The organism is Williamsia sp. R60, from assembly GCF_054063855.1.
Genome location: NZ_JBSSGR010000004.1, coordinates 21,144 through 34,567, shown reverse-complemented (window position 1 = coordinate 34,567; position 13,424 = coordinate 21,144). Strand labels below are relative to the sequence as shown.

Below are 13,424 nucleotides of genomic sequence, written 5' to 3'. Positions count from 1 at the left end.
TCGGTGGCATGTAAAGCGAACGGTCAGCGCGGGAGGGCTGACTGCAGCGCCCTGAATCCACCGTCGACATAGTGGACGTTGGTGTACCCCATCGCGGCGATCTGCTGGGCGATGCGGGCAGCTTGGGAATTGACCGAGACCACATCGATTTCGGTGTCCAGCCCGCGGATGGCAGGTATTCGCTTGTCGGAGTCGGGACTGAATGCGGTGGTGAGCTCGTTCGGCTCCACCACCACAGCTCCGGGCAGACTGCCCTGGTGCCGGACCACCTGAGGCCGCATGTCGACTACAACTGCTTCGCCGCGATCACGATGCTCGGCCGCGTCTTGTGCCGAGATCGGATCAGCCATCGCTACTGGACTCATCACCGTTTCCTAATGCTTTCTGCTTCTCGTCCCTCTGATACGTCGCCGCCCGCAACGCAGGCGTTACGAGAGGGTGGCCGGGAATTGAACATGATTCCCGCAGAGGTCATGCCGATGCCGGATATTACTGGCCGTCGACGTGATGTTCCAGTCGAGATTTGCGCAGCTCACAGGTCATGGTGTAGGCGAGTGAGACAAGCAGGTCAGGCGTGTGATCAGCGATTGTCAGGGCCGAGCGCGGCCGGCGACCTTCTGCGATCCGCGACGGTCACGGCTGAACGACTTTCCACTACCGCCGCGCGCGGAGGACGAGGAAGAACGTTGCTGACGCGGTGCGCCGTCGTCCTTCTTGATGCCGATGGGCACCCCGCTGATCCGCGTGCCGCGAAGCCGTGTCAGCGTCTCGCGATCCAGGTTGCGGGGCAGTTCGACGAGTGAGTGGTCGTTGCGGATGCTGATGTGACCGAAGTCGCCGCGGGACAAGCCACCCTCGTTGGCGATGGCACCCACAATCGCTCCCGGGGTCACGTTGTTCTGCCGGCCGACTGCGAGACGGTACGTCGCGAACTCCACGTCACCGCCGCGACCGGAGCGCTCCGAACGCTCCTTGCGGTCGCGTTCCTTGCGCTCGCCTGCGGGCGGATCCGGCGACATCAGGAACCCGCCGTCCCGCGTCTCGAGAGCCAGCGCGGCGGCGATGTCAGCCATCGTCACGTCGTTCTCGCGGGCGTAGTCCTCGATCAGCTTGCGGAAGAGGTCGAGGTTGTCCGAACTCAGATTCTGGGTGATCGATTCGGCGAACTTGGTGACCCGCTGCGCGTTGACATCGTCCACGCTGGGCAACCCGATCTCGTCGAGTGGCTGACGGGTGGCCTTCTCGATGGCCCGGAGCAGATGCCGCTCACGGGGTGAGACGAACAACAGTGCAGTGCCCGATCGACCCGCCCGGCCGGTGCGCCCGATCCGGTGCACGTACGCCTCGGTGTCGTGCGGGATGTCGTAATTCAAGACGTGCGAGATCCGGTCGACGTCGAGACCGCGCGCAGCCACGTCGGTGGCCACGAGGATGTCGACCTGCCCGTTCTTCAGCTGCGCGATGGTGCGCTCACGCTGCGCCTGGGCGATGTCGCCGTTGATGGCAGCTGCGGAGAACCCACGCGACCGCAGCCGCTCGGCCAGGTCTTCGGTGGCTTGCTTGGTGCGTACGAACACGATCATCGCGTCGAACTGCTCGACCTCGAGGACACGGGTCAGCGCGTCCAATTTGCGCTGGTGAGAGACCTGGAGATACCGCTGCGTGATGTTCGACGCGGTACCGGTCTTGGCCTTCATCGTGACCTCGACCGGATTCTTGAGGTACTTCTGCGACAGCCGGCCGATCGTCTTGGGCATGGTGGCCGAGAACAACGCCACCTGCTTGGACTCCGGCGTATCGCGCAGGATGCGCTCGACGTCTTCGGCGAAACCCATGTTCAGCATCTCGTCGGCCTCATCGAGGACGAGGTAGTCCAACTCGGAGATGTCGAGGGTGCCCTTGTCGAGGTGGTCGATGACACGGCCAGGCGTTCCGACGATGATCTGTGCGCCACGGCGAAGTCCCGACAGCTGCACGGTGTAGCTCTGACCGCCATAGATCGGCAGCACCTTCACACCGGGCAGATGTGCCGAGTAGCGGCCGAACGCCTCGGCCACCTGCAGCGCGAGTTCACGCGTCGGAGCCAGGATGAGCGCCTTCGGTTTGCGCGCCGACGAGTCGATTCCCGAAAGAATCGGGACGGCGAATGCGGCGGTCTTGCCGGTGCCGGTCTGCGCCAGACCGACCACGTCGCGACCTTCGAGCAGAGGCGGAATGGTTGCCGCCTGGATCGGAGAGGGGGTCTCGTAGCCCACGTCCGTGAGTGCCTGCAACACTCGGGGATCCATCCCGAGGTCGGCGAACGTAACGGTGTCTTCGCTTAAAAGGGCCGCGTCACGCACGGGGGGCCCATCAATACTGTCTGTCATTACTACCTACTGTAGCCGTGAACAGCTCAAATCCGTTATTCGCAGGACAAAACCCCGCCGCAGGGGAATCGCTGTCAGGGTGCCCTACTGACGAGTAGGTTCGAAAGGTAACCTAACCCACAGTTGACGGGTTCCGAGTGCCTCGGTTACCCGCCTCTCCGACACTCCCCTGCCGCAGGAGGCCCTTGTGCAAGAAGTTTCAGTGCCGTCCGACTTCGTCGTTCCGGAAAAGGCGTCCATCGTTGACTCGATGTTGCGGCACCGCGACGAGTCACCGACCAAGGGGCTGTTCAAGCGTCGCGGTGACGACGGCTCCTGGACTCCGATCACCACAAAGGAGTTCGCCGACCTCGTGGACAAGGTCGCCAAGGGTCTGATCGCGTCCGGCATCAAACACGGCGACCGGGTCTCGATCTGCTCGGCCACCCGCTACGAGTGGACTGTCCTCGACTACGCCGTGTGGCGCGCCGCGGGAACCACGGTCGCCATCTACGAGACCTCCGCCCCCTCGCAGGTGCAGTACATCGTGGAGAACTCCGAGACCTCCTTGCTGTTGGTCGAGACACCCGCCCAGAAGCAGCAACACAGCTCCGTACTCGCCGACAGTGCCGACCTCAAAGAGATCCTGGTGATCGACGAAGGCGCCATCGACGAGCTCGTTCGCCGTGGCGAATCCGTTGACGATTCCGAACTCGATCAGCGTCTCGCCAACACCCTGTCGAGCGACATCGCCACTCTGGTCTACACATCCGGAACCACGGGCAAGCCCAAGGGCGTCGCACTGACCCACGCGAACTTCCTGCACGAATGCCACGGCGTGCGTGTCACGCTCGGCGACCTGATGTCCGAAGGCAGTTCGACCCTGCTGTTCCTGCCGCTCGCGCACGTGTTCGCCCGGATCATCTCGGTCGCCTCGATCGTGCACCTCGTTCAGCTCGGCCACACCACGGTGGGGCCGACGCTCCTCGATGATCTCGCGGCCTTCAAGCCCAGCTACCTCCTGTCGGTCCCCCGCGTATTCGAAAAGGTGTACAACAGCGCCAAGCAGAAGGCCGAGGACGGCGGCAAGGGCAAGATCTTCGGGGCTGCCACCGACACCGCCATCGAATACTCGAAGGCACTGGAGAACGGCGGAGCCGGGCTGGTCCTCAAGGCCAAGCACAAGGTCTTCGATGTGCTCGTCTATTCCAAGCTCCGCGCGGCGCTCGGTGGCGAGTGCACAAGCGCGGTGTCCGGCGGCGCCGCACTCGGCGCCCGACTCGGCCACTTCTTCCGTGGCATCGGGATCCCCATCTACGAGGGCTACGGCCTGAGTGAGACCACCGCCGCCGTCACGGTCAATGCCGAAGGCGCACAACGCATCGGAACAGTCGGCCGTCCGGTGTACGGACAATCGGTCGCCATTGCCGACGACGGCGAGGTTCTGCTCAAGGGCCCAGTGGTCTTCGGTGGGTACTGGAAGAACGAGCAGGCCACGGCCGAGGCCATCAAGGATGGCTGGTTCCACACCGGTGACATCGGGACGCTTGATGACGGCTACCTGTCGATCACCGGCCGCAAGAAGGAACTCATCGTCACAGCCGGCGGCAAGAACGTCTCCCCCGCGCAGATGGAAGATGCGATCCGCGCGCATCCGCTGGTCAGTCAGGCCCTGGTCGTCGGTGACAACAAGCCTTTCATCGCCGCTCTGGTCACCCTTGACCCCGAAGCATTGCCCGGTTGGCTCGAGCGCAACAACCTCCCCGCCGACACCGCGGTCGCGGATCTCGTCGACAACAAGACGTTGATCGCCGACATCGATGTGGCCATCAAGACCGCAAACGATCAGGTGTCAAAGGCCGAGGCCATCAAGAAGTTCCGGATCATCGAGAACGACTTCACCATCGAGACGGGCGAGTTGACGCCCACCCTCAAGCTCAAGCGCAACGTCATCCATGACTCCCACGCCGACGAGATCGAGGGCCTCTACACCAAGTAGCGGCAGCAACAACCACGCGAGCGGTTGGCACCCACAGGTGCCAACCGCTCGTTTGTTTTTGGAAGTTGTGCGGGCTGCCCGAGCAGCCGGGGGTTACGTGTCGACGGCTACTTCAGGATGAGCACCAGTACGACGACCGCCAAGATCGCGGCGAGGATGAGCCACTCCCACTTGTCGCCGCCGTTCTCGTCTCCACTGTTCTTCCGTTCGGGCTCAGGTCTGTTGAGTGCACGGAATCCACTCGTCCATGGCGGCGGGGGCGGAAACGGACTCACAACAAACACCTTTCGAAGACTGCACTTTTCGGTCTGTGGGGCAAACGATCCGTGCCGGCGGTTTCGTTCCCGGTGGCGATCGACGTCACACCACAGTCTTGGCCGACGCCTGGTGCTCAATCCGCGGCAGTCACGACATGTGCGAAAGATGTTGTCGCTGTGGGACACATCAGTGGAGCTGCCCGGGTGGGTCGAGTTGCATCGTGTCGTTGTCTGCGAGAGACAACGCGGACCCGACCGCCGACGCCACGGCAGTCAGGCCGTCGCGCGAAGTCGCCCAACTCGCCTCGTAGGGTTGGCGGCTCAGCAGTGCGACCACGAATCTGTGATCGGGTCCGACGAACCCGGCGCTGTGGAGGTAGGCCGTCTGCTCGAAGCAACACATCCACCCCTGCTTGACCACAGGCGCATTCACCGCGCCGAGAGCGAGCAGACCGAAGTCTTGAGAGAAGCCGTCGGCCGCCACCCCCGGCGCCGATGCCAGCGCGCCCAGGATCAACTGACGGTCCGGCTCCGGCAATTTCGATACATGCACGTAGATCCGAACGACATCGGCAGCCGACGTGACCATCTCGCCCCAGTACGAAGCATCCTGCGGTGGTTGGGTTTCGGTGAGTCCGAGCCGTTCACTCACCCGCGACACCGCGCCTTGCCCGTCGAACCGTGTCCACAGTTCGTTCATCGCGACGTCATCGCTGAGACCGAGTGCACGCTCGATCAGAGCGACATCCGAGTCGGCCACGGGCAATTGTTCAGCACGGCGACGTTCGACGATGTCGACCACCACAACCAACTTCGTGAGCGACGCCGCATACATCGGCGCGGCACTGGCCGAACCCGACGACTCCCCGGTGCCGGTGTCCAGTACCGCCATTCCCAATTCGAGCCCCGGCCGGGCCATCGCAACGGTTTCGGCAGCCGCCACTGCCCTGCCGACGAAGCCGCCGACCACACCGCGGCGGTCAGCAGATCCAACCGGCGTATGGCCGTCCACGTCCCGTGCGCTGCCCACACCACACACAAACGCACCGACAGATGCCGTCAGAACAATTTGAACAGCGATCATCGCGACCGCGACGACTATGCGAACGGGCCGCGTGGAGGTCAGGGACGACGGACGCGCAGACATACTGGACTCCAGAGTCCTCGGGTTCAGCCAAGGCCGCCACCCGCGACGACTGGGCTCATGTATCACGTTCGCCGGCAACCCCTTCCGCCGGTCGAAGCGCCCATCCAGGAACCCAATGGGTCACCTTCTCCTCTCTCCCCTTGGCCGGGATGGTGTAGGTGACCTTGCCGAACCATTCGCCCCATTCGGTCATGCCCCACTCGGTGAGCACTCCCATCGTCTTCTTCCGGAATTGGAGTCCATCAGGGTGATAGGACCCCGAGTGGTGGGGTTGGTAGGCGTACAGCGTGATCAGGTCAACCGTCACCGCCATATGCCCGACCCTCACAAAGGCCGGACGGCGCGGTTGCCCGCTGTCTCCTCCGATTCCGGCCGTCTTCATGGTTCGACCATACGTTCGAATCGGTGCTAGTCTCAAGCCCGGCGGGGCGGTCACCTGTGGACGTGGATTTCGGACATGGAGGAGCCGCCCTGTCTATCGGCAACGGAGACGCCGCGGGCGAACTCGCCGCGGATCTGCGTTCAGTCACGCGGCTGTCGCCGACGTTGGCGTACGAAACTCCGGACAGCCCCGGCCCTTCCCTCACACAGCGCCGAGATCCGACCCATCGGAAAGGACGGCACCGGAACGGTGCGCTCGCGGTGACTCTTCGTCGTGCCCTCGATGATCATGCCGTCAACCTCGACCGCGTTGTCCCGGACGACGAGGCGCTTGCGGAGTGTGTTGACACCGCGGACGCGCAAGCCTGTTGCCTCACCCCGCCGGATGCCGGTGTAGCCCAGCGCCAGCACCGGCGGGTAGACGTTTAACACCGAGAAGTCCGAAATCAACTATCTGCGACCAGATTGCTGTTAGCTAGAGGCAGGGGCGCGGAAGGGCATCAGATGAGCGACCATGGCTACGTACAGAGCAACCAACGCTGCCCCGACTGTGGGGCGGTGATGCTGGCCGACGTCGCCTACCGCGACGGTTCGCCTGGTAGCGCCTCTGCAGACCGGACGGTGTGTGGCCTCGATTGCCAGGGCAGCCGATGTGGCCACCAGTTCACCAAGCGAGAATGGGCTGTACGCACCCGCCCATAACGCTGACTCCTGCGCCAGGCCTGGCGACTGGCGCTGCCTAGCTCAGTTGGTCTTTTTGAAGTCCGGAACCATCACGACGCCATCCCAATCCCCTGGCTTGCGCGTGGGTTTCACGACCTGTATGTGGGTGTCGCCGTGGTGTACGGCACTGTAGAGATCGCTGCTCACGGCGACGTACCGGATCTGAGCCTCAAGCCACGCACACACACGACGCATGTCTGATGGTTCAAAGCGATCACTGGTCAATCGTCACTAGCTCGTCCTGGTTCGAGGAGGCAAAGTTCGTCCAAGTCGCAAGTCAGAACTATAACCGCGCACACCTCGACGGCAGCGACCCAGAACGCGACGAGAATGATGAGCTCAATGAAGACCGAAAGTCGGTCGCGTGCCCACATCCTGCCCACTAACGGCGCGGAAAGCGGCTCGAACACAGTCACAGCGACTCGCGCACGAAGACCGATCAACTGCAGGTGAGACACCGGAAACGGGCACTATCTGGATGTTCGAATGGTGCGCGAGGGGGGACTTGAACCCCCACGTCCGTAGACACTGGAACCTAAATCCAGCGCGTCTGCCAATTCCGCCACTCGCGCGTGCAGAGCACAGCGTACCGGCTGACCAGCGCGTTGCAGTACTTAGGTACCGTCAAGATATGGCTCCCATCAAGCACCGGCATCGACCAGCACTCATCGTGCTGGTGATCGTCGCCGCGCTGGCATGTCTCGCGCTGGCGTGGTGGCAGTGGGATCGCTTCGAATCGAGCTCGGGTACTGGCCAGAACCTGGGGTACGCACTCCAGTGGCCGGCCTTCGCCATATTCGTGGTCTACGCGTATCGCCGATTTGTGGTGCTCGAGTCGGACCCCGTCGAAGTCCTGAAGCTGCAATCGAACAAGGGCATGACGGAGATTCCAGACGGAGTCCTGCCGCCTCGGCCCGCACCGGCCAGCCCCCCAGCGGACGACAGCCCTGAAAGCGATCAGCTGGCCGAGTACAACCAGATACTCGCCGAACTCGCGGGTAACAACCCGCGCCAAACCGGCCCCGACCCCGAGATGGTCGACACCGACCCGCACACGAACAACACGCAACGGAGCAATCAGTGACCGAGACCCCGGCCGAACAAACCGCGCCTGCAACCACGGCGACGCCGAGCAAGATCAAGGGCGCGTTGCTTCGGTACCGGGTGATGGCGTGGGTCACCGGCCTCTGGTTGCTGCTCCTCGTGGCAGAACTGGTCCTCAAATACGGCTTCGACGTCGATGCGCTCGACTTCGTGCCGATCGTCCACGGTTGGGTGTACTTCGTGTACCTCATCATGGCCATCGACCTCGGTATCAAGGTCCGCTGGCCTCTAGGCAAGGCCGTCTACACCCTGATCGCCGGCACCATCCCGTTCCTGTCGTTCTGGGTGGAACACAAGCGCACTCAAGAGATCAAGGCACAGTTCGGGGTCTGAGGCCCCGGCCAGGAGCGGCTAGCTCCGTGCCAGTTCCTGCAGAGCGGGCACGAGTTGTGTGAGTGCACGACCGCGGTGACTGAGCGCGTCCTTCTCGGATGCAGACAGCTCGGCCGCTGTCCGCCCGCCCGCCGCCTCGTCATCGGGTACAAAAACGGGGTCATAGCCGAAACCGTTGTCGCCCAGAGGCGCATCGATGATGCGGCCACGCCATTCGCCGCGGACCACCACCTCTCCGCTAGCCGTCACCAGTGCGCACGCGGAGACAAAGGCCCCACCTCGGCGCTCGGCGGGTACGTCGCGCATCTGGCCGAGCAGCAGTGACGTGTTCGCCTCGTCGTCGCCGTGGCGCCCCGACCACCGGGCGGACAACACGCCGGGCATACCACGCAGGGCATCCACCTCGATGCCCGAATCGTCTGCGATGCAGGCCAATCCAGTGGCGTCAAACCCGTCCCGAGCCTTGGCGAGGGCATTCTCTTCGAACGTGGCGCCGGTCTCGGGTGCCTCGTCGTACTCAGGCACCTCGTTCAGACCGACGACCTCCAGACCGCTGATGCCCGCACGCTCGAGGACTCGTCTGAGTTCGGCGAGCTTCTTGCTGTTACGGCTGGCGACCAGGAGACGCTGAGCCATCAGCTACCGAAAGCCTTGCGCTTACCGGACACCTCGGGTTCGGGCAACGTGCCGGGATACGGCAGGGCCAGAGCCTCGCGCTGGACCTCGAAGATCTTCTCGGTACCGAGCATCGCCATGTCGAGAAGGCGGTCGAGGGTCGATCGCGGGAAGGTCGCACCTTCGCCCGTGCCCTGGATCTCGACGAGGGTGCCGGTGTCGGTGGCGACCACGTTCATGTCCACCTCGGCGCGCGAATCCTCTTCGTACGGAAGGTCGATCCGCACCCGTCCATCCACCACGCCGACACTCACCGCGGCGATCGCGCACGAGATCGGTTGGGGGTCGGCCAGCTTGCCCGCGGCGTTGAGATAGGTGACCGCGTCGCAGAGCGCGACGTATGCGCCTGTGATCGCCGCGGTGCGGGTGCCGCCGTCAGCCTGTAGCACATCACAGTCGAGGGCAATGGTGTTCTCCCCCAACGCCGCCAGGTCGATACATGCACGCAGCGACCGGCCGATCAGGCGACTGATCTCCTGGGTGCGTCCGCCGACCTTGCCCTTGACCGACTCGCGGTCGGACCGATCGTGGGTGGCGGCGGGCAACATCGCGTACTCCGCGGTCAGCCAGCCCAGTCCCGAGCCGCGCCGCCACCGCGGAACGCCCTCGGTGACGCTGGCCGTACACATCACCCGGGTCTGTCCGAATTCCACCAACACAGATCCAGCGGGGTGGTTGGTGAATCCGCGGGTGATGGTGACCTTCCGCAGTTCGTCGTCTACTCGGCCATCAGCGCGTCTACTCACACCGACACCCTATCGACACCACCTGGCACCGTGGGCGGGTGCCCGATATCTCGTCCGAGCATCCGGAAGTTCGTCAGCCGATATCGATCTGCTCGTCGCGACGCACAACGCGGATCGGGCCGTCGTACACCTCGCGGGCCTCGGCAAGCATGTCGTCGGGCCACGTCCACGGTGGAAGATGGGTCAGGGCAAGGCTCTTGACGCCGGCCTTGGCCGCGGCCTCGCCTGCCTCCCTGCCGGACAAATGCAGGTTCGGCGGCCTGTTCTCCGGATCGTGGGTCCACGACGCCTCACAGAGGAACACATCGGCGTCCTGGGCCAGTTCGATGAGCTCATCGCACACGCCGGTGTCGCCGCTGTAGGCCAGTACCTCGCCACCTGGGCCGGTGATCCGAAGTCCGAACGTCGAAGGTGGATGGTTCACCTTCCGGGCCAGGATCCTCATCCCACCCAGTTCGATCTCCTCCTGGTCGGTCCATGTGGACACTTCGAAGGTGTCGCTGATGTCGTCGATCTTCCCCGGGTACTCCGATGATGCAGCGCCGATCCGGGCCGCTGTTCCGGGAGGTCCGATGAGTGTTCCCCTGCCGATGGCGGGAATCGGGTTGTAGCGGCGCCACACCAGCAGACCGGGCAGATCAAGGCAATGGTCGGCGTGCAGATGACTCAGCATCACCGCGACCTCGTTGGGGTCGGCATGCTGCTGCAACGAACCCAGGACACCGGGGCCGAAGTCCATCACCACCGGCTGGCCGCCAGGAACCGTCAGCAGATATCCGGACGCCGGCGAATCCGGGCCCGCCAAACTGCCCGAACAACCCAGCACGGTCAAACGCATGCAGCCATGCTGCCACGCCGGCTCACCTTGCCGTCGGCGGACGGTCGATCAGGCGTGTTGAACTGCGCCGATGGCCGGGCCGAGAAAACGTGTGGCCAGCCGGGCGAACATCTCGGGATCACCGGTGGCCTGAAAAACGCGGTCGGCGGGCACGTCGGACGGTGGCCGCAAGAGGTCGGTGGATGTCAGCACCCGCAACACATCTTTGGCGGTTTCTTCCGCGCTCGAGACCAGGGTGACCTCGTCACCCACGGCCAGCTGGATGACACCCGACAGCATCGGGTAGTGCGTGCAGCCGAGCACCACCGTGTCGACACCCGCCTGGGCCAGCGGCTCGAGGTATCCCTGGGCGAGGCCGAGAACCTGCCGACCGCTGGTGATCCCCCGTTCGACGAAGTCGACGAAGCGTGGGCAGGGCACCGAGGTGATCACCGCGTTCTGGGCAGCGGCGAAAGAGTCCTCATAGGCACGAGACGCGATGGTGGCCTCGGTGCCGATGACACCGATGCGGCCCGATCGCGTTGCCGCCACCGCACGGCGAACGGCGGGCAGCACAACCTCGATGACGGGCACGGGGTAGCGCTCGCGAGCATCACGCAGGCAGGCGGCCGATGCGGTGTTGCAGGCGATGACAAGAGCCTTGACACCGCGATCGACCAACTCGTCACCGATGGCGAGTGCGTGAGCGCGGATCTGGGGAATGGTCAACGGCCCGTAGGGCCCGTTGGCGGTGTCGCCGATGTAGATGATGTTCTCGGACGGCAGCTGGTCGATCACCGCACGCGCCACGGTGAGACCGCCCACCCCCGAATCGAAGATGCCGATCGGCGCGTCCACATCCGCGCTCACAGGGCTGTGCCCCGATTGTTCCCGAAACCGTTGGCGCCCAAGCCGTTGGCGCCGTAGGGAGTCGGCGCGGTGGCGTGATCGCGTTTACGGTCCTTGCCGGAGAGATACCACGCGGCCAGCACTCCGCCGATCGCCCCGAAGAGGTGGCCCTGCCAGGAGACGCGGCCGTCGGCGGGGACCACACCCCACAGCACACCGCCGTAGACGAAGAACACCACCACGCCCAGCAAGATCTGCCAGATGTCGCGGTTGAACAACCCGCGAACCAGGATGTAGGTGAGCCAGCCGAAGATGATGCCCGAGGCACCGACCGTGACGACATACGACGGCGAGAAGAGCCAGACGCCCAGACCGGACACAACCCACACGATGAGTGTGGTGACGATGAACCGCTTGGCCATCAGAACCAGGAAGCCGAGCACCATTCCGGGAATCGTGTTGGCCAGCAGGTGTTCCCACCCATCGTGCAGGAACGGAGAGAACACGATGCCCGAGAGACCGTCCGTCTCACGCGACTCGATACCCGCGCTGTCCAGGTCATGATCGCTCACCGCGTCGATCGCCTCGACGACGTACAGCAGGGCGGTCAACGCGACGATGACTACCGTGGACCGCAGCCACAACGGCCAGGAGGTTCGCTTGGCCTCGGCGGACCCCGATGGCGTGAGTCCGCCACCGGCACCGCCGTACGGGCCGAGTGATCCGGTCATGTGTCTCCGATCGATGTCCTATGATCAGGCCCAGAGATGGCCTTCGAGCCCTTCACCTGCTTCGTCGAGGCTACCTTCGTAGACCCCCGTCGACAGATACTTCCATCCGGCATCACACACGACAAAGGCGATGTCTGCGCATTCACCGGCCTTGTCGGCCTTGCGCGCAACGCCGAGGGCAGCGTGCAGAATAGCTCCGGTCGAGATACCGGCGAAGATCCCTTCGCTCTCGATAAGCTCCCGGACGCGGCGAACGGCGTTGTGGCTGTCGACCGAATACCGCATCGACAGGATCGTCTCGTCGTACAACTCGGGCACAAAACCCTCATCGATGTTGCGAAGTCCGTAGACCTCGTCGCCGTAACGCGGTTCGGCGGCCACGATCTGGACTTCGGGATGGGCCTCGCGCAGGTACCGTCCGACACCCATCAGAGTGCCGGTGGTGCCGAGTCCGGCAACAAAATGGGTGATTTCCGGCAGGTCGGCGACGATCTCGGGACCGGTGCCCTCGTAATGCGCGAGCGCATTCGCAGGATTGCCGTATTGGTAGAGCATCACCCAATCGGGGTTGTCCACCGCGAGTTCCTTCGCCATCGCCACGGCCTTGTTCGACCCGCCGGCCGCGGGTGAGGAGATGATCTCCGCCCCGAACATGGTCAGCAGCTGACGTCGTTCGATCGACGTGTTCTCGGGCATCACGCAGATGAGCTTGTAGCCCTTAAGTTTTGCGGCCATCGCGAGCGAGATGCCGGTGTTGCCGCTGGTCGGTTCCAGGATGGTGTCCCCCGGCTTGAGGGCGCCGTCGGTCTCGGCCTGCTCGATCATGCGCAACGCCGGTCGATCCTTGATCGACCCGGTCGGGTTGCGGTCCTCCAGCTTGGCCCACAGCCGGATCGCCGGCCCGCTGTCATCGGCGTGCCAGCGCGGCGACAGCCGTTGCAACCCGATGAGCGGGGTGCCACCGACAGAGTCGATCAGCGATTCGTAACGGGTCATCGAGTTACGGTCAGCCGCCGGCGACCGCGGGCAGGATGGTGACCTCATCGCCGTCCGCCACGGAGGTGTCCAGGCCGCCGGAGAAACGAACGTCCTCGTCGTTGACGTAGACGTTGACGAAGCGGTGGAGTTTGCCGGACGCGATCAGCCGGTCCTTGAGCCCCTCGTGGCTGGCATCGAGGTTGTCGATCAACTCACCGAGCGTCGCCCCACTGGACTCGACCCGCTTGTTGCCGTCGGTGTACGTACGCAGGATTGTCGGGATGGAAACGGTTACTGCCATGGCGAACTCCTTCTGTGTGGCCGAGCTGTGGTGTG

16 protein-coding genes and 1 tRNA gene are annotated in these 13,424 nt (G+C 64.1%); 3 read left to right on the top strand and 14 right to left on the bottom strand.

What is annotated here, in order from left to right; all coding sequences use genetic code 11:
- Nucleotides 1-23: 23 nt before the first annotated feature.
- Entirely contained in the window at nt 24-365 is a 342-nt protein-coding gene (locus ACVWY6_RS19095) for a rhodanese-like domain-containing protein (protein ID WP_457540263.1), read from the bottom strand.
- Between the two features lie 225 nt (nt 366-590).
- Nucleotides 591-2,369, bottom strand: a complete 1,779-nt coding sequence (locus ACVWY6_RS19090; RefSeq protein WP_031332837.1) for a DEAD/DEAH box helicase — start codon at nt 2,367-2,369, stop codon at nt 591-593.
- A gap of 187 nt (nt 2,370-2,556) precedes the next feature.
- On the opposite strand from ACVWY6_RS19090, the gene ACVWY6_RS19085 reads away from it, so the two are divergent.
- Nucleotides 2,557-4,347: an AMP-dependent synthetase/ligase gene (locus tag ACVWY6_RS19085; protein WP_062801250.1), complete on the top strand. Its 1,791-nt coding sequence runs from the start codon at nt 2,557-2,559 to the stop codon at nt 4,345-4,347.
- A 107-nt stretch (nt 4,348-4,454) separates the two neighbouring features.
- Here the strand turns inward: ACVWY6_RS19085 and ACVWY6_RS19080 are convergent, their stop codons facing one another.
- The 5 genes from ACVWY6_RS19080 to ACVWY6_RS19060 form a co-directional block, all read right to left on the bottom strand.
- Complete coding sequence (locus tag ACVWY6_RS19080) at nt 4,455-4,622, bottom strand: hypothetical protein (protein ID WP_457540260.1); 168 nt, start codon at nt 4,620-4,622, stop codon at nt 4,455-4,457.
- Nucleotides 4,623-4,791: 169 nt separating this feature from the next.
- A complete protein-coding gene (locus ACVWY6_RS19075) occupies nt 4,792-5,751 on the bottom strand; it encodes a serine hydrolase (protein ID WP_457540258.1) in 960 nt (319 codons plus the stop codon).
- Between the two features lie 55 nt (nt 5,752-5,806).
- Nucleotides 5,807-6,133, bottom strand: a complete 327-nt coding sequence (locus ACVWY6_RS19070; RefSeq protein WP_030163825.1) for a hypothetical protein — start codon at nt 6,131-6,133, stop codon at nt 5,807-5,809.
- A gap of 140 nt (nt 6,134-6,273) precedes the next feature.
- Entirely contained in the window at nt 6,274-6,564 is a 291-nt protein-coding gene (locus ACVWY6_RS19065) for a hypothetical protein (RefSeq protein ID WP_457540255.1), read from the bottom strand.
- Nucleotides 6,565-7,342: 778 nt separating this feature from the next.
- A tRNA-Leu gene (locus tag ACVWY6_RS19060) sits at nt 7,343-7,427 on the bottom strand.
- Between the two features lie 59 nt (nt 7,428-7,486).
- On the opposite strand from ACVWY6_RS19060, the gene ACVWY6_RS19055 reads away from it, so the two are divergent.
- Nucleotides 7,487-7,939, top strand: coding sequence for a transcriptional regulator (locus ACVWY6_RS19055; protein WP_457540253.1), 453 nt, complete (start codon nt 7,487-7,489; stop codon nt 7,937-7,939).
- Nucleotides 7,936-8,292: a DUF3817 domain-containing protein gene (locus ACVWY6_RS19050; protein ID WP_023960620.1), complete on the top strand. Its 357-nt coding sequence runs from the start codon at nt 7,936-7,938 to the stop codon at nt 8,290-8,292. Before ACVWY6_RS19055 ends, ACVWY6_RS19050 begins: the two co-directional genes overlap by 4 nt.
- An 18-nt stretch (nt 8,293-8,310) precedes the next feature.
- On the opposite strand, the gene ACVWY6_RS19045 is transcribed toward ACVWY6_RS19050, so the two are convergent.
- The 7 genes from ACVWY6_RS19045 to ACVWY6_RS19015 all read right to left on the bottom strand — a co-directional run bounded on the left by ACVWY6_RS19045 (nt 8,311) and on the right by ACVWY6_RS19015 (nt 13,389).
- Entirely contained in the window at nt 8,311-8,928 is a 618-nt protein-coding gene (locus ACVWY6_RS19045; RefSeq protein WP_457540251.1) for a non-canonical purine NTP pyrophosphatase, read from the bottom strand.
- Nucleotides 8,928-9,713 carry a ribonuclease PH gene (gene rph, locus ACVWY6_RS19040; RefSeq protein WP_030163832.1) on the bottom strand — a complete coding sequence of 262 codons (786 nt, stop codon included), beginning with the start codon at nt 9,711-9,713 and terminating at the stop codon, nt 8,928-8,930. The genes ACVWY6_RS19045 and rph overlap by 1 nt, the downstream gene beginning before the upstream one ends.
- Nucleotides 9,714-9,786: 73 nt before the next feature.
- The gene (locus ACVWY6_RS19035) at nt 9,787-10,551 is read right to left on the bottom strand and encodes a cyclic nucleotide-degrading phosphodiesterase (RefSeq protein ID WP_116915597.1); all 765 of its coding nucleotides are present in this window, start codon (nt 10,549-10,551) and stop codon (nt 9,787-9,789) included.
- Between the two features lie 48 nt (nt 10,552-10,599).
- Entirely contained in the window at nt 10,600-11,400 is an 801-nt protein-coding gene (gene murI / locus ACVWY6_RS19030; RefSeq protein ID WP_062801263.1) for a glutamate racemase, read from the bottom strand.
- Nucleotides 11,397-12,110: a rhomboid family intramembrane serine protease gene (locus tag ACVWY6_RS19025; RefSeq protein WP_457540249.1), complete on the bottom strand. Its 714-nt coding sequence runs from the start codon at nt 12,108-12,110 to the stop codon at nt 11,397-11,399. The genes murI and ACVWY6_RS19025 overlap by 4 nt, the downstream gene beginning before the upstream one ends.
- Nucleotides 12,111-12,134: 24 nt before the next feature.
- Nucleotides 12,135-13,106: a PLP-dependent cysteine synthase family protein gene (locus tag ACVWY6_RS19020; protein ID WP_457540247.1), complete on the bottom strand. Its 972-nt coding sequence runs from the start codon at nt 13,104-13,106 to the stop codon at nt 12,135-12,137.
- Between the two features lie 10 nt (nt 13,107-13,116).
- Entirely contained in the window at nt 13,117-13,389 is a 273-nt protein-coding gene (locus ACVWY6_RS19015; protein ID WP_023960627.1) for a MoaD/ThiS family protein, read from the bottom strand.
- Nucleotides 13,390-13,424: the final 35 nt, after the last annotated feature.

Bases quoted from the DNA above. Each gene is read 5' to 3' on its own strand.
- ACVWY6_RS19095 (WP_457540263.1), bottom strand. From the start codon at position 365: ATGAGTCCAGTAGCGATGGCTGATCCGATCTCGGCACAAGACGCGGCC.
- ACVWY6_RS19090 (WP_031332837.1), bottom strand. From the start codon at position 2,369: ATGACAGACAGTATTGATGGGCCCCCCGTGCGTGACGCGGCCCTTTTA.
- ACVWY6_RS19075 (WP_457540258.1), bottom strand. From the start codon at position 5,751: ATGTCTGCGCGTCCGTCGTCCCTGACCTCCACGCGGCCCGTTCGCATA.
- ACVWY6_RS19070 (WP_030163825.1), bottom strand. From the start codon at position 6,133: ATGAAGACGGCCGGAATCGGAGGAGACAGCGGGCAACCGCGCCGTCCG.
- ACVWY6_RS19055 (WP_457540253.1), top strand. From the start codon at position 7,487: ATGGCTCCCATCAAGCACCGGCATCGACCAGCACTCATCGTGCTGGTG.
- ACVWY6_RS19045 (WP_457540251.1), bottom strand. From the start codon at position 8,928: ATGGCTCAGCGTCTCCTGGTCGCCAGCCGTAACAGCAAGAAGCTCGCC.
- ACVWY6_RS19035 (WP_116915597.1), bottom strand. From the start codon at position 10,551: ATGCGTTTGACCGTGCTGGGTTGTTCGGGCAGTTTGGCGGGCCCGGAT.
- ACVWY6_RS19025 (WP_457540249.1), bottom strand. From the start codon at position 12,110: ATGACCGGATCACTCGGCCCGTACGGCGGTGCCGGTGGCGGACTCACG.
- ACVWY6_RS19020 (WP_457540247.1), bottom strand. From the start codon at position 13,106: ATGACCCGTTACGAATCGCTGATCGACTCTGTCGGTGGCACCCCGCTC.
- ACVWY6_RS19015 (WP_023960627.1), bottom strand. From the start codon at position 13,389: ATGGCAGTAACCGTTTCCATCCCGACAATCCTGCGTACGTACACCGAC.